Here is a 26,414-nt window from a genome sequence, read left to right on the forward strand (position 1 = left end):
TGGTGTCGCGAAGTTCTCTCACTGGGTGGGCAGTGCGGCCCCGGTTTCGACGTCGAACGCGTGCAGGCGGCCCGGCTCGATGGTGAACCACACGGTCTCGCCGCGCTGGGGCACCGAACGCGGCGCGATGCGGGCCACGATGTGGTCGGCCTTGAGGTTGTCGCCGAGCAGGTTGCCGTAGAGGAACGCGTCGGAGCCGAGCTCCTCGATGACCAGCGCCTCGACCGGGAACGACCCGGGGTCGCTCTCGCTGGCCAGGATCATGGCTTCGGGCCGGAAACCGATTTGCACCTTGTCGGAGGTGAGCGCCCCGACGGTGGAGCGCGGCAGCGGCACGGTGGCGTCGCCGATCACGACATTGCCGTCAGCGACCGCGAAGGTGCCGAGGTTCATCGCGGGCGAGCCGATGAAGCCGGCAACGAAGGCGTTCTTGGGGTTGTCGTAGAGGCCGAGCGGGGTGTCCACCTGCTGGAGGACACCGTCCTTGAGTACGGCGACGCGGTCGCCCATCGTCATCGCCTCGACCTGGTCGTGGGTGACGTAGACCGTGGTGATGTCGAGCCGGCGCTGCAGGGAGGCGATCTGGGTGCGGGTGGAGACGCGGAGCTTGGCGTCGAGGTTGGAGAGCGGCTCGTCCATCAGGAAGACGCGCGGCTGGCGCACGATCGCGCGACCCATGGCGACGCGCTGGCGCTGGCCACCCGAGAGCGCCTTCGGCTTGCGGTCGAGGTAGGCCTCGAGGTCGAGGATCTGCGCGGCGTCCTTCACGCGCTGGTCGATGTCGGCCTTGCTGTTGCCGGCGATCTTGAGCGCGAAGCCCATGTTCTCGGCGACGCTCATGTGGGGGTAGAGCGCGTAGTTCTGGAACACCATCGCGATGTCGCGGTCCTTGGGACGCAGGTTCGTGACGTCCTTGTCGCCGATCCGGATCGTGCCGGACGTGACGTCCTCGAGCCCGGCGAGCATCCGCAGGCTGGTGGACTTGCCACAGCCGGACGGCCCGACCAGCACCAGGAACTCGCCCTCGGCGATCTCGAGGTCGAGGGCATCGACGGCAGGGTCGGTGGACCCGGGGTAGATGCGGGTGGCCTGGTCGAACGTGACGCTCGTGGACATGGGTTCCTGTTCCTTCGGGCCGCTGGCGGGGTGACGCCGGGCGACGAGGGGCGGCTGGTCGAGGCCGACCAACGAGTGAGGTTCGTCTCAGTCTGCCTGAACTCGATGCGATCGGCGACCGTGTCGCCGCCTGTCGGACCTGTCGGGCACCGGGCTACCCCGCCAGGACATCGGCGAGCCCGGTGCGGGCGAGGTAGTCGCGCAGGGTGTTGCGGCTGAGGGTGAGGCAGCTGAGCTTGTCCTCGATCGACCGCAGCTCCTCGGCGAGCTGGCCGGCCAGGGTCGCGGAGCAGTTGTCTGACCATCCGGCCGCTCCGGCCTGCATGTCGACGACGGCGGCGATCAGCTTGGTCGGCATGCCCGAGCGGACCAGGCTCCGCACGGTCTGCACCCGGTCCACGTCGCCGACGGCGTACTCGCGGTAGCCGTTGTCGGCGCGCGACGGCTGCACGAGGCCCTGCTGTTCGTAGTAGCGCAGCATCCGGGGCGGCACCCCGGTGCGTTCGGACAGCTCGCCGATCCTTATAGCTGGTCTCCTTGACATTGACATCAATGTCAGACTCTACCGTCGAAGCATGACCTCTTGCCAGACCCTTCCCGAACCCGTTCTCGCCACCCCCGCGTTCTCGTGGCGGCCACTGCTGCTGCTCGCGTTCGGGGCCTTCTGGACCGTCACCCTCGAGATGCTGCCGGCTGGCCTGCTGCCCGCGATGGGCGCCGACCTGGGCGTCCGGCCCTCGCGTGTCGGGCTGCTCGTCACGGTCTGGGCGCTCACCGTCGGGATTACGACGGTCCCGCTCAGCAGGGCCACCCGGCGCTGGCGCCGCCCTTCGGTCCTGGCCATGTCCCTGGTTGTGCTGGGCCTGTCGACGGTGCTGACGGCGATCGCGCCGACGTACCTGACCGTGGCTGCCACGCGCCTCATCGCCGCAGCGGGGCATGGCCTGTTCTGGTCGGTCCTCCTGGTGTACGCCGCCTCGCTGGCGCCCGAGGGGCTGGCCGGGCGCGCGATCTCGGTCGTCTTGGCCGGTCCCATCCTCGCCAGTGTCATCGGCCTGCCACTCGGCACCTGGCTCGCCGGTCCGTTCGGCTGGCGCTGGGTGGTCGGCACGGTCGGCGCCGCGATGGTGCTGGGTGCGTTGATGCTCGTGCGGCTGCTGCCCGACGACGACGTGCCGCGCGTCGTACCGGCAGAGCGGGAGGGCCGCGACCCGACGGCGTACCTCGTGATCGGTGGCGCCCTGCTAGGGGCGTTGGCGTTGCTGGCACACTTCGCCGTCTTCACGTTCGTCGCCCCGCTCTCCACGCAAGGGTGGAACCTGTCGGCGGATTCCGTCGGCCCGTTGCTGCTCGTCTTCGGGATCGCGGGCGCGGCCGGGCTGGGGCTGAGCGGCGCCGTGCCCGACAGGTTCGGCCAGCACGCGCTGATCGCGGTGGTCGCCCTGCTGGCCGTGACGTTCGCGGTGCTTGCGTGCCTCGGCGACAGTCCCGCCGCGGTGCGTGGCCTGGTCGCCGCGTGGGGGCTCCTCCTCGGGATGCTGCCGCCGCTGCTGCAAGGTCAGGTGATCGGGGTCGCCTCGCCCGAGTTCCGCGATGCGGCTGGCGCGATCCTGGTGACGGTGTTCAATCTCGGCATCGCCGCGGGCGCGGTGGTGGGCGGCCAGGTCATCGACCTGTGGGGCCTCGACCGGTTGCTGCCGGTCGCCGCAGTGGTCAGCCTGCTGAGCGCGGTCGGGCTCGGCCTGCTGATGCGTCAGAGGTTGACACCGACGACCGCCCCGATGCCGTAGGTCACCGCCATCGCGAGCAGGCCGCCGGCGATGTTGCGGGCGATGGCCCGACCCGAGGGACTGCGGCCCAGCCAGGCGCTGGCCCGGCCGGTGAGCGCGAGGGCGACGAGTACGGCGCCGACGGTCACGGCGAGCCGGGCGCCCGGCGGCGCGAGCAGGATCGTGAGCAACGGCAACAGGGCGCCGAGGGTGAACGACAGCATCGACGCCCACGCTGCGTGCCACGGGTCGGTGAGCTCGTCGGGGTCGATGCCGAGCTCGGCCTCGGCGTGCGCACCGAGGGCGTCATGGTCCGTGAGCTGCCGCGCGACCTCGAGCGCGAGGTCGGGCTCGAGGCCCTTGCCCTCGTAGATGCCGGCGAGCTCGGCGAGCTCCTCGTCGGGCATCTCGACCAGCTCGCGGCTCTCCTTACGCAGCAGCGCCCGTTCGGAGTCGCGTTGGGTGCTGACCGAGACGTACTCACCGGCAGCCATGCTCATCGCGCCTGCCACCAGTCCGGCGACGCCGGCCACCAGGATCTGGGTCCGATCGTCGGTCGCGCCGGACACACCGACGACGATGCCCGCGGTCGACACGATGCCGTCGTTGGCGCCCAGCACGGCCGCGCGCAGCCAGTTGAGGCGCGATGCGTTGCTCTCGGCGTGCGGCTCATCGTCGTGCTGGCCGACCTGCACGTCCGCGGAGTCGGTGGTCATGAGTCCATCGTTCAAGGTGCCTACGGACGCCGCAAGCAAGGCAAGGCTCGGCTGTCGGTGCCGACGTGCCGCCTAGAGTCACTCACATGCCTCGCATCCTCGTCACCGGCGCAACCGGCTTCATCGGTCGGCGGCTCGTCCCCGCGCTGGTCGAGGAGGGCCACGAGGTGCGTGCGATGACGCGCAACGCCGCGTCGTACGACGGGAACGGCGAGGCCGTGCAGGGCGACGTGCACGACCCGGCGTCGCTCACCGAGCCGATGGCCGACGTCGAGATCGCCTACTACCTGGTGCACTCGCTCGACGACAAGGACTTCGAACAAAAGGACGCCGACGCGGCGCGTGCCTTCGGGGAAGCCGCAGCTGACGCGGGCGTGCGGCAGATCATCTACATGGGTGGCCTCGGCAATGACGATCAGGAGCTGTCGGCGCACCTCCGCTCGCGGCGCGAGGTCGAGGGACTGCTGGGCGAGGCGGGCGTGCCCGTGACCGTGCTGCGCGCGGCGATCGTCGTCGGCGACGGCGGCATCTCGTGGGAGATCACCCGGCAGCTCGTCAAGAAGCTCCCCGCCATGGTGGTGCCGAAGTGGGCGCAGACGCGCACCCAGCCGATAGCCCTCGACGACGTGATCCGCTACCTGGTCGGTGTGGCCGACCACGACGACGCGATGGGCCGGGTCTTCGAGATCGGCGGGCCCGACCAGCTCAGCTACATCGAGATGCTGCGCATCGCCTCCGAGGTCGACACCGGTTCGGAGGTGCCGATCATCACGGTGCCGGTGCTGACGCCCCGGCTGTCGTCGTACTGGCTGGCGCTGGTGACCGACGTCGACGCCACCACCGGTCGCAACCTGATCGACTCGATGGGCACCGAGGTGGTCGTGTCGGAGCACTCGATCCGCGAGATCGTGCCGGGGGAGCCGCTGAGCTATGCCGAGGCAGTACGCCGCGCGCTCGAGGACTCCCGCGCGTCAGACGACGAGGGGTAGCACGCAGAGCATCGTGACCGACCACGCGAGGTGGGTCAGGATCGGCGCGAGGATGCCGCCGGACGCGCGGCGCTCCAGGCCGACGACAGCACCGAGCAGCAGCGCGGCGAACGTGAGCATGACGTTGCCGGTGGCGGCTGTCGTGATGGCGTAGGCGACCGCGGTCACGGCGACCATGTGCCGCCGGATCGCGGCATAGAGCGCGCCTCGGAAGAAGAGCTCCTCGGCGATGCCGTTGAGCATCGTGATCAGCAGGAGCAGCAGCAGCGAGCCCTCGTCGGCGTACCCGGTGACGTTGCGGACCTGGTCGGCGAGCACCGGGATCTCACGCACCACGAGGGCTCCGACGACGAACACACCGGCCAGGCCGAGGCCGACGAGCACGGGCTGGACGACCGGTCGCGCCGAGTGCTCCTCGGTGCCGACACGACCGAGGTGGAGGGGACCGGAGGCGAAGGCGCCGAGAGTCCAGACCAGGGCGAGGCCGAGCGTCGCGGCATAGAACCACCCGCTGCCCTGCTCGATGCGCAGCGAAACGCCGAGCAAGGCCGCCCCCACGATGATGGTGGCCACGGCGACGATCCGCCGGCGCCGGAACGCCGTGTCGGACTGCCAGTGGTCGCGTGGGGTCACGTCCCACAGGTGACGGCGCAGATAGCTGCGCGCTTGGCTGACCACTCCCTCAGCCTTGCACGGGGCCGTTTCCCAGGGTGAACGTCTCGACCACGTCGTACCTCGGGCGCTTGCGCGGACCCTCACCGAGGTACGACGCGACGAGGGCGATCTCGTCGAGGTGCCAGGCCGGGCCCCGGTAGCCGTCGAGCACCCGGACCCACCGGGTGAGATTGTCGGGGTGGCCGAGTCGGGCGACCGTGAGGTGCGGCCGGAAGCGCTGCCCATCGACCGGGGCGCCGGCCTTGCCGGCCGCGGCCCGGGCGCCGGTGGCGAGTCGTCGCAGCTCCTCGTGGTCGTCGGCCTCGATGCCCGCGGTCAGCACGCGGCCTTGGTCGGGGTGCGGGAAGGCGCCGCCGCCGGTGACGTGCAGGGTCATCCGGCTTCTCTTCGCCGCCGCCCGGGTGAGCCGGTCGCTGAGATCGTCGAGCGAGCGGTCGGGCACGTGCGCCATGAAGGCGAGGGTGACGTGCCAGTGCTCCGGGATGGTCCAGCGGTACGCCGCCTCGCCGCGTCGTACGGACAGGAACTCGTCGAGGTCGTCGACGACCTCGACGGGCGGGACGACCGCGACGAACATGCGGGTCATCGCTGTCCTCACAGGCCCAGGTCGCGCCCGATGAGCATCTTCATGATCTCGTTGGAGCCGGCCCAGATCTTGGTGACGCGGGCGTCGCGCCAGGCGCGGGCGACACGGTACTCGTTCATGTAGCCGTAACCACCGTGCAGCTGGACGCAGTGGTCGAGCACGTCGTTCTGCACCTGCGAGGTCCACCACTTGGCCTTGGCGGCGTCCACTGGAGTCAGCTCGCCCCGGGTGTGCTTCATGATGCACTGGTCGACGAAAGACCAGGTGACCTCGACCTTCGTGACCAGCTCGGCCATCAGGAACTGGTTGGCCTGGAACGACCCGATCGCCTGGCCGAAGGCCTTGCGGTCCTTGGCGTACTGGATCGTCTCCTCCAGGATCTGCGCGGCGTGGCCGATGTTGGTGATCGCCGAGCCGAGGCGTTCCTGCGGCAGGAACTGCATCATCGAGATGAAGCCGGTGTCGAGCTCGCCGATCAGGTCGTCGTTGCTGACCCGGACGTCCTCGAAGGCCAGCTCGGCGGTGTCGGACTCGTCCTGGCCGACCTTGTCGAGCACCCGGCCGACGGAGAAGCCGTCGAGACTGGTGTCGACGCCGAACAGCGAGATGCCCTTGGCCTTCTTCTCCGGCGCGGTGCGGGCCGCGACCACGACCAGGTCGGCGCTGCCGCCGTTGGTGATGAACGTCTTGGAGCCGTTGATGACCCAGTCGTCGCCGTCGCGGACCGCAGTGGTCTTGAGGCTGGCGAGGTCGGAGCCGCCACCGGGCTCGGTCATGCCGATCGCGGTGAGCAGCTCGCCGCTGCAGAACTTCGGCAGCCAGCGCTGCTTCTGCTCGTCGGTGGTGAGGTGCACGAGGTACGGCGCCACGATGTCGGAGTGGATGCCGACACAGCTCGGCAGGGTCATGTTGATCTTCGCGAGCTCCTCGGTGAGCACCGCGTTGAAGCGGTAGTCGCGGGCCCCTTCTTCGAGCTGGCCGCCGTACTGCTCGGGGACCTCGAGGCCGAGGAAGCCCTGCTTGCCGGCCTCGATCCAGAACTCGCGCGGCAGCCCGTGGTTGTCTGCGTGGGACTCGAGGTGGGGGACGACCTGGCGGTCGAGGAACTCCTTGACGGAGGACCGGAAGGTCTCGTGGTCGTCGTCGTAGATGTCGCGCTTCATGGCGTCGATGTTACCGGCGGGTTCGCGAGCCCGAGTCGTCCGCCTCGGAGCGGGTCCTGACCCGGTCTCGGGCGGACGAGTCGACGAAACCGGTGACGGAGCAGCCCTCCGACGGCGTCATCGACCGGGCCGCCACCGGCCCGTGGAGCGTGCCGCCTGCCTGGCTGGGCACCCGTCCGTTGCCGCGCACCAGCGCGATCACCGGCGGGTCGGCGTACTCGCAGCACGCCTACGGGCTGGCGATCGACGTCAACACGTTCCAGAACCCTTATGTGAAGGACGATGTGGCGCTGCCCGAGCTGGCGTCGTCGTACCTGCGCCGCGACCGGGTGCGGCCGGGGATGCTGGTGACGGCGGGGCCGGTGATCCGGGCCTTCGCCGCGATCGGCTGGGAGTGGGGCGGCAACTGGCGCACCCTCAAGGACCTCCAGCACTTCAGCCTGACCGACCGATAACTGGGTACCAACAGTTCACGGGTAGGCTTTGAACGATCCAATTCTTGAGGAGACGCGTGCAGATCTGGCCCGGAAACCCCTACCCGCTCGGTGCCACCTTCGACGGGAGCGGCACCAACTTCGCGCTCTTCAGCGAGGTCGCAGACCGCGTCGAGCTGTGCCTCTTCGACGAGGACGGCACCGAGACCCGCGTCGAGGTCAGCGAGGTCGACGCCTACGTCTGGCACTGCTACCTGCCGACCGTGCAGCCCGGACAGCGCTACGGCTACCGCGTGCACGGACCGTGGGAACCTGCCGAGGGACTGCGATGCAACCCCAACAAGCTGCTCATGGATCCCTACGCCAAGGCGACCAGCGGCGAGATCGACTGGGACCAGTCGCTCTTCGGCTACAACTTCGGCGACCCCGACTCGCGCAACGACGAAGACTCGGCCCAGCACATGCAGAAGAGCGTCGTCATCACGCCCTTCTTCGACTGGGAGGGCGACCGCCGCCTCAACATCCCCTACAACGAGTCGTTCATCTACGAGGCCCACGTCAAGGGCCTGACCCAGCTGCACCCCGACATCCCGGAGGAAGAGCGCGGGACGTACGCCGGCCTCGCGCACCCCGCGGTCACCGACCACCTCTCCAAGCTCGGCGTCACCGCGATCGAGCTGATGCCGGTGCACCAGTTCGTCCAGGACAGCACCCTGCTCGACCAGGGGCTGCGCAACTACTGGGGCTACAACACGCTCGGCTTCTTCGCGCCGCATGCCGACTATGCCGCCAACGGCGAGCACGGGCAGCAGGTGCAGGAGTTCAAGTCGATGGTCAAGGCGATGCACGCCGCCGGCATCGAGGTCATCCTCGACGTGGTCTACAACCACACCGCCGAGGGCAACCACCTCGGGCCGACGCTGAGCTTCAAGGGCATCGACAACCCGGCGTACTACCGCCTCGTCGAGGACGACGAGCAGTACTACATGGACTACACCGGCACCGGGAACTCCCTCAACGTCCGCCACCCGCACTCGCTCCAGCTGATCATGGACTCGTTGCGCTACTGGGTCACCGAGATGCACGTCGACGGCTTCCGCTTCGACCTCGCCGCGGCGCTCGCCCGTGAGTTCTACGACGTCGACCGGCTCGCGACCTTCTTCGAGCTCGTGCAGCAGGACCCGGTCGTCAGCCAGGTGAAGTTGATCGCCGAGCCGTGGGACGTCGGGCCTGGTGGCTACCAGGTCGGCAACTTCCCGCCCCAGTGGACCGAGTGGAACGGCGCCTACCGCGACACCGTCCGCGACTTCTGGCGCGGCGAGCCGTCGCTCGGCGAGTTCGCGTCTCGGCTGTCCGGCTCGTCGGACCTCTACGAGCACTCGGGCCGGCGGCCCTTCGCCAGCATCAACTTCGTGACCGCCCACGACGGCTTCACGCTGCGCGACCTGGTCTCCTACAACGAGAAGCGCAACGACGCCAACGGCGAGGACAACAAGGACGGCGAGAGCCACAACCGGTCCTGGAACCACGGCGCAGAGGGGCCGACCGACGACCCGGAGATCCTCGAGGCCCGAGCCCGCGAGCAGCGCAACTTCCTCGCCACGCTCCTGCTCAGCCAGGGCGTGCCGATGCTCCTGCACGGCGACGAGATGAGCCGGACGCAGAGCGGCAACAACAACACGTACGCGCAGGACTCCGAGATCAGCTGGGTGCACTGGGACCGTGCCGACAAGCCGCTGATCGAGTTCACGGCCGCCGTGGCGAAGCTGCGCGCCAGCCACCCGACCTTCCATCGCAAGCGGTTCTTCACCGGCCGCACGGTGCGCACCGGCAACGGCGAGCGCCTCAACGACATCGTCTGGCTGGCCCTCGACGGCCGGCCGATGGAGGACGACAGCTGGGAGGGCTCGAAGGCGATCGGCATGTACCTCAACGGCGACGGCATCGCCGGCAAGGACGCCCGCGGCGGCACCATCACCGACGACCACTTCCTGCTGTACTTCAACGCCGACGGCCCGGCCGACGTGACCCTGCCTCCCGACGAGTACGCCGCAGCGTGGGACGTCGTCATCGACACCGGCGGGTCCGCTGACACGGCCAGGACGCACGCCGCCGGGTCGACCCTGCCGCTGTCGACGCACAGCCTCGTCGTACTCCGTGAGCACGCCGAGCCGGAACAGGAGCCAGACCACTCGGTCGCCGCGTCGCTGGCCTCGCTCGCCGACATCGGCGCGGAGGACACCACCCCCGCGGCCGACCAGCGGCACCGTAAGGACGCCACGAGCTGATGCGCACGCCCGTGAGCACCTACCGGCTCCAGGTCACCGAGGAGTTCGACCTCTTCGCGGTGGCGCGGCTGTTGCCGTACCTCCACGACCTCGGCGCCGACTGGGTCTACCTCTCGCCGCTGCTCGCGGCAGAGGTCGGCTCCGACCACGGCTACGACGTGGCCGACCACCACCACATCGACCCGGCTCGTGGTGGTGCTCCGGGGCTGGCCGCGGTGTCGGCCGAGGCGCACCGGCTGGGCATGGGCGTGCTCGTCGACATCGTGCCCAACCACGTCGGCGTGGCCGAGCCCGCCGGCAACATGTGGTGGTGGCACGTGCTCACGCACGGCCAGGAGTCGCCGTACGCCGGGGCTTTCGACATCGACTGGGCCGCCGGTGGCGGTCGGCTGCGCATCCCGGTCGTCGGCGACGACGACCTGCTCGACGGCGGCGGCATCGGCAACCTGCGGGTCGAGGCGGGCCAGCTGCACTACCACGATCACGCCTACCCGCTGGCTCCCGGCAGTGCCGACGACTGGGCCACCGACGGCGCCGACGCCGACGCCGTGCACGCGCGCCAGCACTACGAGCTGGTCTCGTGGCGACTGGCCGACGCGGGGCTCAACTACCGCCGCTTCTTCGCGGTCAACACGCTGGCAGCGATCCGCGTTGAGGACCCCGAGTGGTTCCGCCGGTCGCACCAGCTGATCGGCGAGTGGTTCGCGGAGGGTCAGGTCGACGGCCTGCGGGTCGACCACCCCGACGGCCTGCGCGAACCGGTCGGCTACCTCGACGACCTCGCCGAGCTGACCGGCCACGCCTACGTGCTCGTCGAGAAGATCCTCGAGCCCGGCGAGGAGCTGCCGACCGACTGGGCCACCGCCGGCACGACCGGGTACGACGTACTCGGTCTGCTCGACCGCGTGCTCACCGACCCGGCCGGGGCCTCGCCGCTGGGTGAGCTCGACGAGCGGCTCCGTGGCGGGCCGGTCGACTGGCACAAGATGGTGCACGACAACAAGCGCACCGTCGCCGACACCATCTTGCGCTCGGAGGTGCTGCGCATCGGTCGCGAGCTGCGCGTCGAGATCGCCGACGCCCCGGCCGACACCGAGGACGCCGTCGCCGAGCTGATCGCGTGCTTCCCGGTCTACCGCTCCTACCTGCCGGGCGGGCGGGACCACCTCGACCAGGCGTTCGCACTGGCTCGTGAGCACCGGCCCGGCCTGGTGCCGACCTTCGACGTGCTCCTGCCGGTGCTGTCCGACCCCGAGCGGCCGCCGACCCTGCGCTTCCAGCAGACCAGCGGCATGGTGATGGCCAAGGGTGTCGAGGACTGCTCGTTCTACCGTTGGTCGCGGCTCACCTCGCTCAACGAGGTCGGCGCCGACCCGTCGATCTTCTCGATCACCCCGGCCGACTTCCACGCCGCGATGGCCGACCGGCAGCACCACTGGCCGACCGCGATGACCGCGCTGTCGACCCACGACACCAAGCGCGGCGAGGACGTCCGCGCCCGCATCACTGCCCTCGCCGAGGCTCCTGCGCTGTGGGAGTCGGCTCTCGACCGGCTGCTGGCGCTGGCGCCGCTGCCCGACGCCGGCTTCGGCAACCTGCTGTGGCAGGCGATCCTGGGTGCCTGGTCCGCCGATGCCCGTCTCCGCGACCGCCTGCACGGGTACGCCGAGAAGGCGATGCGCGAGGCTGGTGACCGCACCACGTGGACCGCGCCCGACGAGGCCTACGAGGTCGCCGTACACGCGGCTGTGGATGCTGCCTTCGACGACGAGCGCGTCACCGCGGTGCTCGCCGAGGTGCTGGCTGCCGTCGCCGACGCCGGCTGGAGCAACGCCCTGGCGGCCAAGCTGCTGGCGCTGACGATGCCGGGCGTGCCCGACGTCTACCAGGGCAGCGAGCTGTGGGAGCAGAGCCTGGTCGACCCCGACAACCGTCGGCCGGTCGACTTCGAGTCGCGGGCGTCGCTGCTCGAATCCGTGGCCTTTGGAGCGCGACCGGCTCTGGTCGGTGGCCTGGACGACGCGGGCGCGGCCAAGCTGCTGCTCACCCGCGCAGGGCTGATCGCCCGTCGTGACCGGGCCGAGCTCTTCACCGGTTACACGCCCGTCGAGGTCACCGGCGGGGCCGCCGACCACGCACTGGCATTCGACCGCGGCGGCTCGATCACCGTGGTCACCCGGCTCCCGCTGGGCCTCGCGGCCCGCGGCGGGTGGGGCGACACCGCCATCTCCCTGCCCTCGGGCGAGTGGGTCGAACAGCTCTCCGGCAGCACGCTCACGGGCACGGTCGCTCTCGCCGACGTGCTGGCCGAGCACCCCGTCGCGCTTCTGCTCCGCGCCCAGCCGACGGCCGGCGAGGCACCCCGCAGCCGCTTCGACATCTGGGCGCCGCGACCCGAGCGGGTCGAGCTCCAGGTCGACGACCGACGTGTGCCGATGACGCGTGGCAACGACGGCTGGTGGACTCCCGCTGAGCCGACGCCGGACGACGAGGTCGACTACGGCTACGTCGTCGATGACCGTGACATCGCGCTGCCCGCCCCCCGGTCGCGGCGCCAGCCCGGCGGCGTACACGCGCTGTCGCGGACGTTCGATGCCTCGGCCCATGAGTGGCAGGACGGCGCGTGGACCGGGCGTCAGCTGGCCGGCGCGATGATCTACGAGCTGCACATCGGCACGTTCACGCCCGAGGGCACGCTCGACGCGGCGCTCGGCCGGCTCGACCACCTGCGCTCGCTGGGCGTGGACTTCGTCGAGCTGCTGCCGGTCAACGCGGTCAACGGCACACACAACTGGGGCTACGACGGCGTCCTCTGGTCGGCTGTCCACGAGCAGTACGGCGGCCCCGCGGCGTACCAGCGCTTCGTCGACGGCTGCCACGCGGCGGGCATCGGCGTGATCCAGGACGTCGTGCACAACCACCTGGGTCCGTCGGGCAACTATCTGCCGGCCTTCGGGCCGTATCTCAAGGACGGCGCCAACACGTGGGGTGACCTGGTCAACCTGGACGGCGACGGCAGCGCCGAGGTGCGCCGGCTGATCCTCGACAGCGTGCACGTGTGGCTGGGCGACTACCACGTCGACGGGCTGCGGCTCGATGCCGTGCACGCGCTCTCCGACGACTCCGAGGTCCACCTGCTGGAGGAGATGGCAGTCGAGGTGGCGGCCCTCTCGGCCCACGTCGGCCGCCCGCTGACGCTGATCGCGGAGTCCGACCTCAACGACACCCGGCTGGTGATGCCGCGCGAGGGTGGCGGCTACGGACTCGACGCCCAGTGGAGCGACGACTTCCACCATGCCGTGCACGTCGCGCTGACCGGCGAGACCGACGGCTACTACGCCGACTTCGAGCCGTTGACCGCGCTGGGCAAGGTGCTGACGGCCGGCTTCTTTCACGACGGCACCTTCAGCTCGTTCCGCAATCGTCAGCACGGCAAGCCGGTCGATGTCGAGCGGATGCCCGGCTGGCGGCTGGTGGTCGCCAACCAGAACCACGACCAGATCGGCAACCGCGCCCGCGGCGACCGGCTGGCCGAGGCGCTTGACGACGACCAGCTGGTCTGCGCGGCGCTGCTGACCCTGACTTCGCCCTTCACTCCGATGCTCTTCCAGGGCGAGGAGTGGGCGGCCACGTCTCCGTTCCAGTTCTTCACCTCGCACCCCGAGCCCGAGCTCGGTCGCGCAACGGCCGAGGGCCGGCTGGCGGAGTTCGAGCGGATGGGCTGGGACCCGGCCGTCGTACCCGACCCGCAGGACCCCGCGACCTTCGAGCGATCCAAGCTCGACTGGTCGGAGCTCGACGGTGGCCGGCATGCGGTGGTCCTCGACGCCTACCGCCGGCTGGGTGCGCTGCGGCGAGAGCTGCCCGAGCTCACCTACCCGCGTCTGAGCTCCGTCGAGGTTGATGTCGACGAGGTACGACGCGTGCTGGTGATGCGCCGCGGTGCTGCCGTCGTCGCGGTGAACTTCTCCGACACCGAGGTGAGCGTCGGGCTTCCGTCGCGGAGCGAGGTGGTCTTCGCGACGCCTGCTGGGGCGAGCGTCGACGGCGTCTCGGTGGTGCTGCCGGCGCATGCCGGTGCGCTGCTGCGGCCGCTGATGGGTTAGCTGACGGGGTAGTCCGGGCCGTTTCGCACCTGGATCGGCCGGGCGAGGTGCATTTTGCCCCGGACTACCTCCGGGTCGACAGCAGGTCGTCGACCCAGGCCGGCACCAGCTCGGTGGCCGGGCCGGTGCGTGACTGCCGGAAGTCGTCGGCTCCGTCACTGGGCTCGAGGTTGAGCTCGAGGGTGTCAGCTCCCGCGGCCACGGCGTACTTCACGAAGGCGGCGGCGGGGTAGACCACGCCCGACGTGCCGATCGAGACGAACAGGTCGGCGTCCCACAGGGCTTCGTGGATCTCGTCCATGCCGTAGGGGATCTCGCCGAACCACACGACGTCGGGCCGCAGGGTCTGCCGCCCGCAGCCCGGGCAGGCCGGCTCGTCGCGCAGGTCGATCGTCCACTCGTGGCGGGCATCGCAAACGACGCACCAGGCCGCTGTGAGGCGGCCGTGCATGTGGTGCACGCGCTGCGAGCCGGCGCGCTCGTGCAGGTCGTCGATGTTCTGGGTGACGAGGAAGAGGTCGTCGCCCAGCTCCTGCTCGAGTCTGGCCAGCGCCTCGTGGGCTGCGTTCGGCCGGACCCGACCCAGCACTGCCCGGCGTTCGTCGTAGAACCGCTGCACCAGGACCGGATCGGCCGCGAACGCCTCGGGCGTCGCGACCTGCATCGGGTCGTGGCCCTCCCAGAGCCCGTCGGCGTCGCGGAACGTGGCCAGCCCGCTCTCGGCGGAGATGCCGGCTCCGGTCAGGACGACGACGCGCATCAGCTCAGTAGTACCAGGGGAAGCGCGGCACGCTCAGCGACTGTTGACGGCCATCGTCGGCATTGTGGGGCTGACCTGCGGAAACTCGTTGACGACCGTTGGCCGCGGACGGTCGCCGTTGGTCCTCCTGCCACGCATTTGCCACGCACGAGCGCGTCATCAGCCGCCTCCGGATCGCCCTGGTCTTCGCTGAGCGTGGCCTCCCAGTCCTGGCCACCGTGAAAGACGCCGAGGATGTCGACGACGATCTCATCGGACGACTCGTCGAGCGCCTAGGCGACGAGGGTCCTCTTCTTGAAGGTGGTCGTCCGCATGCCCGGTCGGACGTCGTCGCGCGCTTGGCCGGCTAGCGGGAACACCAAGATGGCGTCGATGTGGTCGAGGATCGCCGACACGAACTGCTGGGCGATCTCGGCCGACGCCGCCTGGGTGATCCAGTTGTCGAGATCCTGGAGTTGCTGCTCGGCTTCGGGGGAGTAGTTGATCCGGCCCGTCATGAACGGGCGGCCCACTTGGCTTCGAAGCGAAACCTGACTTCTTCGGCGGGGATCGCGCGTGACGGGTCGGCCTTCAGGGCGTCATACGCCGTCGCGGCCTCGGTGTGCAGCCGCTCCTCTGCCGCGGCGTCGAAGGCCTCGTCCGACTCGACCGATTCGAGGAGCCGCAGTGCTACGTCCTTGCGCACCGAAGGAGGCAGGGACATGCCCGCCTCGTAGAACTCCGATGCACTGAACGTCACGCCATGAGTCTACGTCTGGCAGACGACAGCCGGCAGCCTCGAGCATTCTGACTGCGGCTGCTTGTTTCATTGACCCAGGACCGGCGTACGGGCGGCCGGTGCCGGACGCCCGTACGCGGAAGAGATGACGTGAGAGGCGGGTCAGGGCTGGAGCCGCGAGGCGGTCCATCCTTGGTCGTCGAGCGTGTAGCTGAGACGACGGTGCAGACGGCTGCTCCTGCCCTGCCAGAACTCGATCCGCTCGATGCGCAACCGATAGCCGCCCCACCCGTCGGGGCGGGGGACGGGTCCGTCGGTCTGAGCCAGTGCCTCAGCTCGTCGGTGGAGTTCCTGCTCGTCTGCGAGCGGGGCGCCTTGGTTGGAGGCTGCAGTGGTGGCTTGGGCCGCTAGCGGACGGGCGGAGAACAACTGGTCTGCCTCGGCGTCGTCGAGTCGGGTGACGGAGCCGACGACATTGATCTGTTGCAGTGTTTCGCGCCAGTAGAAGTTGATGGCCGCGTACGGATTGCTCCGTAGGTCGTGGCCCTTGCGGCTCCCGTGGTGCGTGGTGAAGACGAGTCCGCCGGTTTCCTCCACGCCCTTGAGCAGCACGACACGGGTCGAGGGAACTCCGGAGCAGTCTGACGTGGCGAGCGTCACAGCAAGAGGTTCGCGGACCACCCCTTCGGCCGCCGCGATCCAAGTGCCGAGCAGTGCCACCGGGTCGTCCGGAGGTGAGTCGAACTCAGGCAGTTGGAGCGATTCGTCACCGCTCAGGGTGTTCGCTGGTGAGGGTGTTTCTGGCTTCAGACCTGTGCTTTGTGCAGGCCGCATTTCGCCTCCTACGAGGCTGTTCCGACCGAGTTCGGAACAGCAAGGGGGGAGACGTTAGCAGGTCCCGAAGACGTTTCAACCCGACCTCAGGGCCTCGAAATCAAGTTGATCGAGAACGACTCGCCTCTCTTCACACCCGCAGTCCAAGTGCTCTACGCCTTCGACCAGGCCCTGGACCTCGCCCTCGAGGAGGGCGTCGACGGACGCATTGCCCGATGCCAGTCCTTGGCCGCTGGGCTTCGCGAGGGGATTCGCGCGCTGGACCTGGAGTTCCTGCTCCCTGAGGAGCACTGGAGCAACAGCGTCAAGAACGTCCACGTGCCGGAAGGGGTCTCGTACGCCGACCCGCATGACGAGCTCCGCGAACGCGGCTTCACGATCTACGGCGTCCAGGCCCAGCTAGGGGAGGTCTTCAGGATCGCAACATGGGTCAGGTCAACGCACAGTCGATCGAGGACTTCCTGGTGGCTCTGGGCGACGTCCTGGGCAGTCTGGCCAGTGGGGAGGCCGTCGCATGAGCGCCCGCAGACTCGCCGTCGTCGGCGGCGGTCCCAGTTGCACCTACGTCACGGAACGACTCGCTGCCACGTTGCCGCAGATCACCGAGCAGCTCGAGCTCGAGCGTATGGGCGCCCTGCTCGGCGGCCCAGTGCGCGAACGCCGCTGCCGGGTAGACCACAGAAGAGGTACCGATGGTGACGAAGAGATCGGCCTCCTGCAGCGCTTGGAGCACCCTCGTCCATGCGGTAGGGGATCTCCCCGAACCAGACGATGTCGGGGCGCAGCATCGCCGCGGCGCAGCCCGGGCACGCGGGGCAGTGTGAGAGGTTGCCGGCCCAGGTGAAGCGGTAGCCGCAGGCCAGGCACAGTGCCGACCTCAACTCGCCGTGCATGTGCAGGACGTTCTTCGAGCCGCCGCGTTCGTGCAGGTCGTCAACGTTCTGGGTGATCATCAGGAGGTCGTCGCCGAGCGACTCCTCGAGGCGGCCGAGCGCCATCGAGGAAGCCGCAGCTTTCCTGAAAGTGCCCGTCGCGACGATGCGCTACTGGCGCGCTGACCTCGTGCTCTGGCGCGCCGAGCAGGGCCGCCGACCCGAGGAGGCTTCTCCACAGGCGTGACCTTCGAGCAGCCCTGTTGTCGGTCCCGCGAGTCACGATGAGTCATCGAGGAGAGGAACAACGATGGCCGGGAGCATTGCCAAACGTCAGGACGGCAGATGGCTCGCCCGCTGCCGCGACAAGGCCGGCAACGAACGGGCTCGACACTTCGAGCGGAGGTCGACGCTTAACGCTGGCTCGACGAGATCGCGTCGTCCGTCGTGAGCGGCACGTACGTCGACCCAAAGGCCGGCGTCACCTTCAAGCAGTTTTACGAGGACTGGTCGCAGCGGCAACCGTGGGTGCCCTCCACTCAGGCGAACGCGGAACTCGCGACCAGGTCCACAACCTTCGCCGCCTTGCCCATGAAGGCGATCCGCCGCTCCCACGTCGAAGCATGTGAAGGTGATGTCGACCCGATGGGCGCCGAGCACGATCAAGACCAGGTTCGTGATCGTGCGATCGGTGTTCCGAGCAGCTGTCGCCGACCGGGTCATCGCCTTCGACCCGAGCGCCGGCGTCGCCCTGCCGTGTCGTCGCCAAGCCGTGGCAGCCATGCGGACCCCTCAGTTAGTAGTACCAGGGGTACGGCGACCAGTCGGGCTCGCGCTTCTCGAGGAACTGGTCGCGGCCCTCCTGGGCCTCGTCGGTCATGTAGGCCAGCCTCGTGGTCTCGCCGGCGAAGAGCTGCTGGCCGACCAGGCCGTCGTCGATCGCGTTGAAGGAGTACTTCAGCATCCGCTGCGCGGTGGGCGACTTCCCGTTGATCTTGGCGCCCCACTCGAGCGCGACCTTCTCGAGATCGGCGTGCGGCACCACCTTGTTGACCGCGCCCATCGCGTGCATGTCGTCGGCGGAGTACTCGTCGCCGAGGAAGAAGATCTCTCGCGCGAACTTCTGCCCGACCTGACGAGCGAGGTAGGCCGACCCGAAGCCGCCGTCGAAGCTGCCCACGTCGGCGTCGGTCTGCTTGAAGCGACCGTGCTCGCGGCTGGCCAGCGTGAGGTCGCAGACCACGTGCAGCGAGTGACCGCCGCCGGCCGCCCAGCCATTGACCAGACAGATCACGATCTTCGGCATGAAGCGGATAAGCCGCTGGCACTCGAGGATGTGGAGCCGCCCGAGCCGGGCCTTGTCGACGGTGTCGACTGTTTCTCCGTCGGCATACTGGTAGCCGGCCTTACCGCGGATGCGCTGGTCGCCACCTGTGCAGAACGCCCACTTGCCGTTCTTGTCGCTGGGACCATTTCCAGTCAGCAGGACGCAGCCGATGTCGCTCGACGTACGCGCATGCTCGAGCACCCTGAGCAGCTCGTCGACCGTGTGCGGCCGGAATGCGTTGAGGATGTCGGGCCGGTCGAAGGCGATGCGGACCGTGCCGTGCGCCTTCGCGCGGTGGTAGGTGAGGTCGGTCAGGCCCTCGAAGCCAGGGACCTCGTCCCAGTCGGTCGGGTCGAAGATCTCGCTGACGCCAACAATCGCACTCATGGCGCCATCGTAGGGACGCTGGAATCCCGGCCGGCGACGTGGTGTTGTGAAGGCATGACTCTTCAAGGTGTTTACGAGCCGAGCCCGGCCCAGTGGGTGCGCGACCAGGTTGCCGAGTTCGAGGCCTCCGACGGCCAGCGATCCAACACGCTCCGCGACTCCGAGGACCCGATCGTGGTCATCACGTCGCTGGGCGTGAAGTCCGGCAAGCTGCGCAAGAACCCCGTGATGCGGGTGGAGCACGACGGCAAGTACCTCGCGGTGGCCTCCAAGGGCGGCGGGCCCGAGGACCCCACGTGGGTGGCCAACTTCCGCACCCACCCCGAGGTCGACCTTCAGGACGGCGCTGACAAGGCGACGTACACCGTCCGCGAGCTCTCCGACGACGAGCGCGCCGAGTGGTGGGAGCGGGCTGTCGCGACGTGGCCGACCTACGCGGAGTACAAGAAGAAGACCGACCCCATCGACCGCACGATCCCGCTCTTCCTGCTCGAGCGAGCGAAGTGACCGCAGGCATCGCATGACAGCGGTCATGTGGTTCCGCCGCGACCTGCGCCTGCGCGACAACCCGGCGCTGCGAGCGGCGGCCGCTAACGGCGACGTGCTGGGACTCTTCGTGCTCGACCCGGTGCTGTGGCGCTCGGCCGGTGCGGCCCGTCGGGGCTGGCTGGCGGCCTCGCTGCGCGCCCTCGACCAGTCGATGGACGGTCGGCTCTGCATCAGGCTGGGCGCGCCCGCCTCCGTGGTGCCGAGCGTCCTGGCCGAAGTCGGGGCGACGGCGCTGCACGTCGCCAACGACTGCACGCCGTACGCCCGGACTCGCGACCGTGCCGTCGTCGCTGCCCTGCCGGAGTCGGTGTCCGGCCTCGCCAGCGGGACGCCGTACGCCGTGCCGCCGGGGAGCGTGAGGAACGGCTCGGGCGACCCGTACAAGGTCTACACGCCGTTCTCGAAGGCATGGCGCGCTTTCGGCTGGGACGACCCGTCGCCCGCGCCGCGAGGCGTGGGTCGGGGACGAGAGCGACCAGCGAGTCGAGGCCATGCTCGACGCGGCCATCGCCGCGGCTCCGCCAAGGATGCCGACGGCCGGTGAGGACGCCGCGATGAGGCGTTTCCGGGCGTTCGTCGAGCGCGACATCGACGACTACGACAGCATCCGTGACGACCCGGGCGCCGACCGCACCTCGCGGATGTCGCCGTACCTCAAGCTCGGCGTGGTGCACCCGCGGCAGCTGCTCGCGGAGACTGCCGGGAGGCGGTCGCAGGGTGCTGCGACGTACGAGAAGGAGCTGGCCTGGCGCGAGTTCTACGCCGACGTGCTGCACCACAACCCCGATTCGGCGTGGAGCGACCTGCGGCCGGTGCCCGGCCTGACGTACGACGAGCCGGACGACGCCATCGAGGCCTGGAAGACCGGCACGACTGGCTTCCCGATCGTCGACGCCGGCATGCGGCAGCTGCTCGCCGAGGGCTGGATGCACAACCGGGTGCGGATGATCACCGCCAGCTTCCTCACCAAGGACCTGCACGTCTGGTGGCCCGTGGGCGCGCGCCACTTCCTCGACCACCTCGTCGACGGCGACCTGGCGTCCAACAACCACGGCTGGCAGTGGGTCGCGGGCACCGGCACCGACGCCGCGCCGTACTTCCGCGTCTTCAACCCGATCACCCAGGGCGTGAAGTTCGACGCCGGGGGCGACTACGTACGCCGATGGGTGCCGGAGCTCGCGCACCTGCCGGGCAAGGCGTCGCATGAGCCGTGGGAGCACGACGACGGCTATGCGCACGGCTATCCCCGCCGGATCGTTGACCATGCCGAGGAGCGACTGGTGGCGCTGGATCGCTACCAGCGCGGGCGGCCCTGACTCAGCCCGGGCGGTCCTGCACCTGGGCCCGGTCGGTGATGTCGAGCGCGAGCCCGGCGAGGTGGTCGAGCCGGGCCAGCTCGGAGTCGAGGAACTCCGGGCCGCCGCGCCGCCCGAGCACCAGCGCCTCGCCGCCGAGGGAGCAGCCGCAGAGCAGCAGGTTCTCGTCGTCGCTCTCGATCCGCCGGGCGCCGTTGAGCGCCGGCCAGTCGATGGTGGGCGGCGCGGCCTCGGTGGCACGGATGATCTCGGTGCCCCCGTCGTTACGACGTACGCGGGCGCCCCAGTCGACGCGGAACGTCACCGGCATCAGATCGATGAGCCGGTCGAGGGCCTCAGACGGGCTTGCCGTCAGGGCCTCGACGACCTCGAGGTCGAGGAAGAGGTTGCCGCCTGCGTTGTAGCGGCTGATCCAGAGCACCTGGACGCTGTCGATGGTGTTGCAGGCGGAGACGATGGAGTCGGGCATCACGCCGGGCACCAGCTCGAGCATGATGTCGTCGATCGCGGTGCCGTCGGAGGTCTTCTCGACGATCTGGATCGCCTCGATGTCGCCGCCGGCCTCACCGATCGCGGTCGCCAGTCGACCCAGCGATCCGGGTACGTCGAGCAACTCCACGCGCAGCAGGAACGACATCACGGCCTCCAGAGGTCGGTTGCCCCGACCCTAGCCGGGAGTTGTCACATACACGTTTCGCACCGTGCCACCGGACGGTCAGGATTCGGCCAGTCGCCGGGCCAGGCCGGTCGCGCGCTGGGCCCGATGGCCGACGGCGGCCCGGACCGCCGACTCGGGTCCGATGACCCGCACGCGCGTGCGCGCCCGGGTGACCGCGGTGTAGAAGAGCTCGCGGGTGAGCAGGCGGGAGTCCTCGTCGGGGAGCAGCACGGTGACGACCTCGGCCTGGCTGCCCTGGCTCTTGTGGATCGTCATCGCGTGCATCGTGTCGACGTCGCCCAGGCGTGAGGGCGCCACCTCGAGCGGCCCGTCGCTGCCGATCAGCGCCACCCGGCGTACGCCGCCGCGGTCGACCACCACGCCCACGTCACCGTTGTAGATGCCGAGGGCGTAGTCGTTGGCGGTCACCAGCAGCGGCCGCCCAACGTATGCGGACTCGTAGAGCGGGTCGCCGGTCTCGGCGGTGATCCATTGCTCGACGCGACGGTTCCAGTGGCGCACGCCGTAGGGGCCGTCCCGGTGGGCACACAGCAGCCGGTGCCGGTCGAGTGCCTCGAGCGCCTTGTCTGCCCGCCCGGCCGCAGCGGCATCGCGCACGGCCAGCGCAACCTCGACCGAGGTGGAGCGGATCTGGCCGGCCGGGTCTTCGTCGAGGATCCACTCGACGGCCGAGTGCCCGGCAGAGAGCGCCGCGACCACCGCGTCGGCGTCACCATCGCGGAGCGCCTCGGCCAGGGTGCCGATCTCGGTGCCGTAGCGGTGAGTGGTGCGCAGAGCGGCCACGGGCGAGTCGGCCCGGCCGTCGAAGCCGCGCACCAGGTCGCTCAGCACCGCGCCGGCGTCGACCGACGACAGCTGGTCGGGGTCGCCCACCAGGATCATCCGGGCATCGGGCCGGACGGCTTCGAGCAGCCGCGACATCATCGTCAGCGACACCATCGAGGTCTCGTCGACGACGATCACGTCGTGGGGCAGCCGGTTGTGGCGGTCGTGCCGGAACCTCGTCGAGTTGCCCGGGTGGGTGCGCAGCAGCCGGTGCAGGGTGCCGGCCTGGAGGCCCGCGAGCCTCGCCTGGTCGGCGGCCGAGAACCGGGCGGCCGCCGCGTGCACGGCCTCCTGCAGCCGGGCGGCCGCCTTGCCGGTGGGCGCCGCCATCGCAACCCGCATGACCTCGCCCCGGGCTTCGTGCTGCTCGGCCAGTGCGACCAGCAGGCCGGCCACGGCGGTGGTCTTACCGGTGCCCGGGCCACCTGTGATGACGGTGGTCCACTGGCTGGCGGCGCGCACACACGCGGCCCGTTGCTCGTCGTACCCCGAGAGCGGGAAGACCCGGTCGAGGGACGCGTGCATCAGGTCGGGGTCGTGGGGCGGTGTGGTCATGGCGCGGGCGGTCAGGTCGTCGAGGACCTGCGTCTCCTGCTCGTGGTAGCGGTCGAGATAGAGGAGGCGGGCGTCCCACCGCAGCACGCCGAGGTCGACGAGCGGGCTGGCGGCGACCGCGTCGGACCACACTCCCGGCTCGGGCCACGGCAGCTCGGTCGTCTCATCGCCTGTCGTAGCCTCGCCGGCAACGGTGGCCAGGTCGAGGCAGACCGAGCCGGCGCGGACGGCCCGGCAGGTCAGCGCGATCGCGAGCAGCACCTGCTCATCGTGCTCCCCACCCAGCTGGCCGAGGGTCTGGGCGATGTGGACGTCGGCCGACCTGATCACGCCTGCGGCGTTGAAGACGGCGAGCAGTCCGTGCGCGTTAAGTGCCAGCGCGGCGTCGTACTGATCGGTGGTCTCGAAGTCGCTCATCGGCCCGCCTCCATCAGCAGGCCGTCGAGCAGCGCCGAGAGGTCCTCGACGAGCCCGATCGGCGGCCGCCAGGAGAAGATCCCGCACGGTGCCCCGTCGACGAGCGGCGTCTCGGGCCCGCACATGCCGCGCAGGTAGAGATAGAGCACGCCGCCGAGGTGCTGGTCGGGGTCGTAGCCGGGCAGCCGCCAGCGCAGGAAGCGGTGCAGCACCACCGTGTAGAGCAGCGCCTGCAACGGGTAGTCGGAGTGACCCATCGCCTCGTCGAGCACCGAAGGCCGGTAGTCACGCGCGGTCAGGTCGCCGCCCATCTCGCCGAGCCAGTTGGTCTTGTAGTCGACGGTGAGATAGCGCTCCGCGCCGTCGACCGGCACCCGCATCACCACGTCGATCGAGCCGGTGAGGTAGCCGCGCAACGGCTGCCCGGCCAGTGCCGCGTCGGCGTCGAGGGTGGCGGCGTAGGCCAGCAACGGGTCGCCGTCGGTGAGGTGCCGGCGCAGCAGCGGCGCGAGGTCGCCGAGCGTCACCCCCTCCACGGAGTACGACGTGTCGTCACCGCCCGCGAGCGGCAGCTCGAAGTCGAGCTCCTTGAGCCGGTCGGCCGTGGCCACCTGCATGAGCGTGGCGTCGCCAGCGAGCGGGCCGAGCGGGCTGGCGCAGACCGCGACCAGGGCGTCGGCGAGCTCGTCGGCGTCGAGGTCGACCGGCCACCAGATGCGCTGGTCGGCGATGTGGGCGAGCAGCTCGGCTCGGAAGTCTTCGGCATCGGGCTCGGCGTGCTCGAGCACCGCGTGCACCAGCGAGCCGAACGTCGCCCCGACCGGCAGGGCGGCCATCGGCGACGGCACTGCCGCCAGGTCGAGCTGGTCGGGAGCGGCGGCGACGAGGAGCTCGACCTCGTCGTCGAGCTCGGGCACCTCCTCGGGCTCGCTGAGGTGACGGTCGGCGCCATGGGCCGATGACTGGGCGGCCGCCGAGAGCGAGGAGTAGGAGGTGCGGCGCCAGCTTGTGTCGACCGCCCGGGTGAACCGGCGGGCGTCGAGGTGGGGTCGATCGACGGCGAGCTCCCCCTCGGGAGCGAGGTCGGGCGACGCGAGCTCGGGGCTCAGCCCGCCCGCCGTCTGCCAGTGACCCAGGATCTCGACCATCCGGTCGTCATCGACGATCGGCTGCTCGTCGGGCACCAGCGACATGCCCGGGCGTCGCCCGAACAGCACCCGGTGCAGCGGCGACGCGGGGGTGTTGCGCTCGGCCGCGGCGTACCACGCGACGACCTGCGACTGCGCCCGCGTGAGGGCGACGTAGAGGAGGCGCAGCGACTCGCCCGCGTCCTCGGAGGCGTGCCGGGCGAGGTGGGCCGAGCGGTGCGGGCTCTGGCCGCCGACGTCGCGGCAGCGGTGTCCGTCGTCGTCGTGGAAGAGCGGCACACCCGGCTCGCGGCCGGTGTAGCGGTCCCACAGGGTCGGGACGTAGACGATGGGATATTCGAGCCCCTTGCTGCCATGCACCGTCACCAGCTGCACGGCCGCGGCATCGGAGTCGAGGCGGCGGGTGCGCTCGGAGGCGACCTCGAACTTGTCGTCGGCCACCTGCGCACGCAGCCAGCCGAGCAGGCCGACGATGCCGAGCCGCTCCTCGACCGACACCTTGTGCAGCGCCTCGCCGATGTGGCGCAGGTCGGTGAGGGTGCGCTCGCCGCCGACGCGCGCCAGCACCCGCGCGGTGAGCCCGTCGACGACCGCGCACTCGAGTACGGCGGCCACACCGCGCGCACCCAGCACCTCCGCCAGCGTGCGGACCGTGTCAGCCAGGTGGTCGGTGCCCTCGTCGCCACCGGCGTCGAGCTGGGCGGCGCTGAGCCCGAAGAAGGAGGTCAGCGCCGCGCCCCGCACCCGGTCGGCGCGGTGAGGTTGTTCGAGCGCCTCGAGCAGGCTCAGCCACTCGGTCGCGGCCGGCGTATGGAAGACCGAGCCACCGGCGTTGACCACCGACGGGATGCCCACCTCGGCCAGGGCCAGCTGGGCCGCCTGCAGGTCGGACCGCTTCGCCGCCAGCACGGCGACATGGCCCGGACGCACCGGCTCGCCCTCGAACGTCGCATCCGATCGCAACAGCTTCGAGATGTCGTGGGCCAGGTCCTTGATCACGTGGTCGCGCCACCGTGCGACCGCCGGCTTGCTGCGCGGACCGGCACCGATCTCGGCGCGTCGCGCCAGCCGCACCCGAAACGCAGGACCGGCCCCGGCCAGTCGGGACTCCTGGTGGTGCGCCTCGACGGGGTGTACGACGATGCGCTCGTCGCCGAGGGCCGCACCCTGGAGCACCACCTGCACGGCATCGAGGAGCGGCTTGTCGGAGCGCCAGTTGACGCCGAGGGTCTGCCGGGTCGTCGCGGTCTCGGCGGCCGCGAGGTAGGTGACGATGTCGCCGCCCCGGAACGCGTAGATCGCCTGCTTGGGGTCGCCGATCAGCACCATCGTCGCGACCTCGGTGAAGGCGCGATGGAAGACCTGCCACTGCACCGGGTCGGTGTCCTGGAACTCGTCGATCAGCGCCACCTTCCACCGGTGTCGCATCCGCGCGCGGGCGGGAGCGTCGACGTCGGCGAGGGCGTCGGCGAGCTGGCTCAGCAGGTCGTCGTAGCTGAGCACACCGAGCCGGCGCTTGCGCCGCTCGACCTCTTCGAGCACGTCCTGCGCGAAGAGCACCCGCGCGGCCGCGACCGAGTCGGGCGCCTCGGTCAGCACGGCCAGCGGCTCGACCCGGGCCCTCGGGTCGTCGACCACCGCGCGCGCGATCTCGAGCGCTTCGCGACGCGACCACATCGGCTTCTGCTCAGCGGCGAACCGGGCGAGGTAGAGGTCGTCGACGACCTCGCTCGTCAGCTGTTCGAGGTCTTCGACCAGGGTCGCGGCCGAGTCGGTGTCGCCGGCGACCCCCAGGCTGCGCAGCACCAGCTGGCAGAACTGGTGGATCGTCGCGATCGTGGCCGCGTCGAACGACGTGAGCGCGATCGTCAGGCGCTCGTGCATCGCGGCGCGCTTCGACGGGTCGGCAAGCAGGTGGTCGAGCAACTTGCTCTCTCGTCGAGGTGCGTCGGGGTCGGCCAGCGCCCGCTGCGCTTCGTCCAGCTGCTCGCGCACCCGCTCGCGCAGCTCCTGGCTCGCGGCGCGCGTGAACGTCACGACCAGCAGCTCGTCGAGCGTGGCCTCGCCCTCCGCGACGTACCTGGTCACGAGTGCCGCGATCGTCCACGTCTTTCCGGTGCCGGCACTGGCCTCGAGCAGGGTGGTGCCGGTCGGCAGGGGGGCGGCGATGTCGAAGGTGTCCACC

At 70.1% G+C, this 26,414-nt stretch carries 24 protein-coding genes; 9 read left to right on the plus strand and 15 right to left on the minus strand.

The features are described 5' to 3' along the window. Window positions 1-18 precede the first annotated feature (18 nt). Both ugpC and H4Q84_RS14660 read right to left on the minus strand, forming a co-directional pair. A complete protein-coding gene (ugpC, locus tag H4Q84_RS14655) occupies window positions 19-1,116 on the minus strand; it encodes a sn-glycerol-3-phosphate ABC transporter ATP-binding protein UgpC (protein WP_248579831.1) in 1,098 nt (365 codons plus the stop codon). Between the two features lie 154 nt (window positions 1,117-1,270). After that, window positions 1,271-1,666 carry a MerR family transcriptional regulator gene (locus tag H4Q84_RS14660; RefSeq protein WP_349238365.1) on the minus strand — a complete coding sequence of 132 codons (396 nt, stop codon included), beginning with the start codon at window positions 1,664-1,666 and terminating at the stop codon, window positions 1,271-1,273. Between the two features lie 25 nt (window positions 1,667-1,691). On the opposite strand from H4Q84_RS14660, the gene H4Q84_RS14665 reads away from it, so the two are divergent. Continuing rightward, complete coding sequence (locus H4Q84_RS14665; protein WP_248579833.1) at window positions 1,692-2,906, plus strand: MFS transporter; 1,215 nt, start codon at window positions 1,692-1,694, stop codon at window positions 2,904-2,906. Here H4Q84_RS14665 and H4Q84_RS14670 read toward each other — a convergent pair. Continuing rightward, on the minus strand, window positions 2,870-3,601 hold the full coding sequence (locus tag H4Q84_RS14670; RefSeq protein WP_248579834.1) for a VIT family protein: 732 nt from the start codon (window positions 3,599-3,601) through the stop codon (window positions 2,870-2,872). The two genes, H4Q84_RS14665 and H4Q84_RS14670, sit on opposite strands and share 37 nt — an antisense overlap. Window positions 3,602-3,687: 86 nt before the next feature. Between H4Q84_RS14670 and H4Q84_RS14675 the strand changes: the two genes are divergently transcribed. Beyond that, window positions 3,688-4,590, plus strand: a complete 903-nt coding sequence (locus H4Q84_RS14675; protein WP_248579835.1) for an NAD(P)H-binding protein — start codon at window positions 3,688-3,690, stop codon at window positions 4,588-4,590. Here the strand turns inward: H4Q84_RS14675 and H4Q84_RS14680 are convergent. From H4Q84_RS14680 to H4Q84_RS14690, 3 genes are read right to left on the minus strand one after another with little or no spacing between them, the layout of a single operon-like run. Beyond that, entirely contained in the window at window positions 4,573-5,268 is a 696-nt protein-coding gene (locus H4Q84_RS14680; protein ID WP_248579836.1) for a type II CAAX endopeptidase family protein, read from the minus strand. The two genes, H4Q84_RS14675 and H4Q84_RS14680, sit on opposite strands and share 18 nt — an antisense overlap. 4 nt (window positions 5,269-5,272) lie before the next feature. Then, window positions 5,273-5,851 carry an RNA 2',3'-cyclic phosphodiesterase gene (gene thpR / locus H4Q84_RS14685; RefSeq protein WP_248579837.1) on the minus strand — a complete coding sequence of 193 codons (579 nt, stop codon included), beginning with the start codon at window positions 5,849-5,851 and terminating at the stop codon, window positions 5,273-5,275. 8 nt (window positions 5,852-5,859) lie between these two features. Next, window positions 5,860-7,014: an acyl-CoA dehydrogenase family protein gene (locus H4Q84_RS14690; protein WP_248579838.1), complete on the minus strand. Its 1,155-nt coding sequence runs from the start codon at window positions 7,012-7,014 to the stop codon at window positions 5,860-5,862. Between the two features lie 92 nt (window positions 7,015-7,106). Here H4Q84_RS14690 and H4Q84_RS14695 point away from each other — a divergent pair, with 92 nt between their 5' ends. The 3 genes from H4Q84_RS14695 to treY are packed head-to-tail and all read left to right on the plus strand — an operon-like array spanning window position 7,107 to window position 13,842. Next, complete coding sequence (locus H4Q84_RS14695; protein WP_248579839.1) at window positions 7,107-7,469, plus strand: M15 family metallopeptidase; 363 nt, start codon at window positions 7,107-7,109, stop codon at window positions 7,467-7,469. 56 nt (window positions 7,470-7,525) lie between these two features. Then, a complete protein-coding gene (glgX, locus tag H4Q84_RS14700; RefSeq protein WP_248579840.1) occupies window positions 7,526-9,736 on the plus strand; it encodes a glycogen debranching protein GlgX in 2,211 nt (736 codons plus the stop codon). Next, the gene (gene treY / locus H4Q84_RS14705; protein ID WP_248579841.1) at window positions 9,736-13,842 is read left to right on the plus strand and encodes a malto-oligosyltrehalose synthase; all 4,107 of its coding nucleotides are present in this window, start codon (window positions 9,736-9,738) and stop codon (window positions 13,840-13,842) included. The genes glgX and treY overlap by 1 nt, the downstream gene beginning before the upstream one ends. Before the next feature lie 64 nt (window positions 13,843-13,906). Here treY and H4Q84_RS14710 read toward each other — a convergent pair whose 3' ends face one another. The 5 genes from H4Q84_RS14710 to H4Q84_RS14730 all read right to left on the minus strand — a co-directional run bounded on the left by H4Q84_RS14710 (window position 13,907) and on the right by H4Q84_RS14730 (window position 17,107). Continuing rightward, window positions 13,907-14,602, minus strand: a complete 696-nt coding sequence (locus tag H4Q84_RS14710) for an NAD-dependent deacylase (RefSeq protein WP_248579842.1) — start codon at window positions 14,600-14,602, stop codon at window positions 13,907-13,909. A gap of 272 nt (window positions 14,603-14,874) precedes the next feature. Continuing rightward, window positions 14,875-15,099: a type II toxin-antitoxin system RelE/ParE family toxin gene (locus tag H4Q84_RS14715; protein WP_248579843.1), complete on the minus strand. Its 225-nt coding sequence runs from the start codon at window positions 15,097-15,099 to the stop codon at window positions 14,875-14,877. Beyond that, a complete protein-coding gene (locus tag H4Q84_RS14720) occupies window positions 15,096-15,341 on the minus strand; it encodes an addiction module protein (RefSeq protein WP_248579844.1) in 246 nt (81 codons plus the stop codon). Before H4Q84_RS14720 ends, H4Q84_RS14715 begins: the two co-directional genes overlap by 4 nt. A gap of 141 nt (window positions 15,342-15,482) precedes the next feature. After that, the gene (phzG, locus tag H4Q84_RS14725) at window positions 15,483-16,154 is read right to left on the minus strand and encodes a phenazine biosynthesis FMN-dependent oxidase PhzG (RefSeq protein ID WP_248579845.1); all 672 of its coding nucleotides are present in this window, start codon (window positions 16,152-16,154) and stop codon (window positions 15,483-15,485) included. Between the two features lie 599 nt (window positions 16,155-16,753). Further along, complete coding sequence (locus tag H4Q84_RS14730; protein WP_248583658.1) at window positions 16,754-17,107, minus strand: Sir2 family NAD-dependent protein deacetylase; 354 nt, start codon at window positions 17,105-17,107, stop codon at window positions 16,754-16,756. Between H4Q84_RS14730 and H4Q84_RS14735 the strand changes: the two genes are divergently transcribed. Continuing rightward, window positions 17,042-17,212, plus strand: a complete 171-nt coding sequence (locus H4Q84_RS14735; RefSeq protein WP_248583719.1) for a hypothetical protein — start codon at window positions 17,042-17,044, stop codon at window positions 17,210-17,212. The two genes, H4Q84_RS14730 and H4Q84_RS14735, sit on opposite strands and share 66 nt — an antisense overlap. A 610-nt stretch (window positions 17,213-17,822) precedes the next feature. Here H4Q84_RS14735 and H4Q84_RS14740 read toward each other — a convergent pair. Continuing rightward, the gene (locus H4Q84_RS14740; protein WP_248579846.1) at window positions 17,823-18,740 is read right to left on the minus strand and encodes a 1,4-dihydroxy-2-naphthoyl-CoA synthase; all 918 of its coding nucleotides are present in this window, start codon (window positions 18,738-18,740) and stop codon (window positions 17,823-17,825) included. Between the two features lie 54 nt (window positions 18,741-18,794). On the opposite strand from H4Q84_RS14740, the gene H4Q84_RS14745 reads away from it, so the two are divergent. From H4Q84_RS14745 to H4Q84_RS14755, 3 genes are read left to right on the plus strand one after another with little or no spacing between them, the layout of a single operon-like run. Then, the gene (locus H4Q84_RS14745) at window positions 18,795-19,247 is read left to right on the plus strand and encodes a nitroreductase family deazaflavin-dependent oxidoreductase (RefSeq protein ID WP_248579847.1); all 453 of its coding nucleotides are present in this window, start codon (window positions 18,795-18,797) and stop codon (window positions 19,245-19,247) included. Window positions 19,248-19,260: 13 nt separating this feature from the next. Continuing rightward, window positions 19,261-19,833: a deoxyribodipyrimidine photo-lyase gene (locus tag H4Q84_RS14750; RefSeq protein WP_248579848.1), complete on the plus strand. Its 573-nt coding sequence runs from the start codon at window positions 19,261-19,263 to the stop codon at window positions 19,831-19,833. Window positions 19,834-19,843: 10 nt separating this feature from the next. Then, complete coding sequence (locus H4Q84_RS14755; RefSeq protein ID WP_248579849.1) at window positions 19,844-20,605, plus strand: deoxyribodipyrimidine photo-lyase; 762 nt, start codon at window positions 19,844-19,846, stop codon at window positions 20,603-20,605. A 1-nt stretch (window position 20,606) separates the two neighbouring features. On the opposite strand, the gene H4Q84_RS14760 is transcribed toward H4Q84_RS14755, so the two are convergent. From H4Q84_RS14760 to H4Q84_RS14770, 3 genes are all read right to left on the minus strand, one after another. After that, window positions 20,607-21,242 carry an amino acid-binding protein gene (locus tag H4Q84_RS14760; RefSeq protein WP_248579850.1) on the minus strand — a complete coding sequence of 212 codons (636 nt, stop codon included), beginning with the start codon at window positions 21,240-21,242 and terminating at the stop codon, window positions 20,607-20,609. A gap of 78 nt (window positions 21,243-21,320) precedes the next feature. Beyond that, complete coding sequence (gene recD / locus H4Q84_RS14765) at window positions 21,321-23,081, minus strand: exodeoxyribonuclease V subunit alpha (RefSeq protein ID WP_248579851.1); 1,761 nt, start codon at window positions 23,079-23,081, stop codon at window positions 21,321-21,323. Further along, window positions 23,078-26,413, minus strand: coding sequence for a UvrD-helicase domain-containing protein (locus H4Q84_RS14770; RefSeq protein ID WP_248579852.1), 3,336 nt, complete (start codon window positions 26,411-26,413; stop codon window positions 23,078-23,080). The genes recD and H4Q84_RS14770 overlap by 4 nt, the downstream gene beginning before the upstream one ends. Window position 26,414: the final 1 nt, after the last annotated feature.

The organism is Nocardioides sp. InS609-2, assembly GCF_023208195.1.
In the GTDB taxonomy this organism is placed as follows: domain Bacteria; phylum Actinomycetota; class Actinomycetes; order Propionibacteriales; family Nocardioidaceae; genus Nocardioides.

Coding starts and splice junctions, on each gene's coding strand:
- ugpC (WP_248579831.1), bottom strand. CDS start 1,116: ATGTCCACGAGCGTCACGTTCGACCAGGCCACCCGCATCTACCCCGGG.
- H4Q84_RS14660 (WP_349238365.1), bottom strand. CDS start 1,666: ATGTCAATGTCAAGGAGACCAGCTATAAGGATCGGCGAGCTGTCCGAA.
- H4Q84_RS14665 (WP_248579833.1), top strand. CDS start 1,692: ATGACCTCTTGCCAGACCCTTCCCGAACCCGTTCTCGCCACCCCCGCG.
- H4Q84_RS14670 (WP_248579834.1), bottom strand. CDS start 3,601: ATGACCACCGACTCCGCGGACGTGCAGGTCGGCCAGCACGACGATGAG.
- H4Q84_RS14675 (WP_248579835.1), top strand. CDS start 3,688: ATGCCTCGCATCCTCGTCACCGGCGCAACCGGCTTCATCGGTCGGCGG.
- thpR (WP_248579837.1), bottom strand. CDS start 5,851: ATGACCCGCATGTTCGTCGCGGTCGTCCCGCCCGTCGAGGTCGTCGAC.
- H4Q84_RS14690 (WP_248579838.1), bottom strand. CDS start 7,014: ATGAAGCGCGACATCTACGACGACGACCACGAGACCTTCCGGTCCTCC.
- treY (WP_248579841.1), top strand. CDS start 9,736: ATGCGCACGCCCGTGAGCACCTACCGGCTCCAGGTCACCGAGGAGTTC.
- H4Q84_RS14710 (WP_248579842.1), bottom strand. CDS start 14,602: ATGCGCGTCGTCGTCCTGACCGGAGCCGGCATCTCCGCCGAGAGCGGG.
- H4Q84_RS14715 (WP_248579843.1), bottom strand. CDS start 15,099: ATGACGGGCCGGATCAACTACTCCCCCGAAGCCGAGCAGCAACTCCAG.
- phzG (WP_248579845.1), bottom strand. CDS start 16,154: ATGCGGCCTGCACAAAGCACAGGTCTGAAGCCAGAAACACCCTCACCA.
- H4Q84_RS14730 (WP_248583658.1), bottom strand. CDS start 17,107: ATGATCACCCAGAACGTTGACGACCTGCACGAACGCGGCGGCTCGAAG.
- H4Q84_RS14740 (WP_248579846.1), bottom strand. CDS start 18,740: ATGAGTGCGATTGTTGGCGTCAGCGAGATCTTCGACCCGACCGACTGG.
- H4Q84_RS14745 (WP_248579847.1), top strand. CDS start 18,795: ATGACTCTTCAAGGTGTTTACGAGCCGAGCCCGGCCCAGTGGGTGCGC.
- H4Q84_RS14750 (WP_248579848.1), top strand. CDS start 19,261: ATGACAGCGGTCATGTGGTTCCGCCGCGACCTGCGCCTGCGCGACAAC.
- H4Q84_RS14755 (WP_248579849.1), top strand. CDS start 19,844: ATGAGGCGTTTCCGGGCGTTCGTCGAGCGCGACATCGACGACTACGAC.
- H4Q84_RS14760 (WP_248579850.1), bottom strand. CDS start 21,242: ATGTCGTTCCTGCTGCGCGTGGAGTTGCTCGACGTACCCGGATCGCTG.
- recD (WP_248579851.1), bottom strand. CDS start 23,081: ATGAGCGACTTCGAGACCACCGATCAGTACGACGCCGCGCTGGCACTT.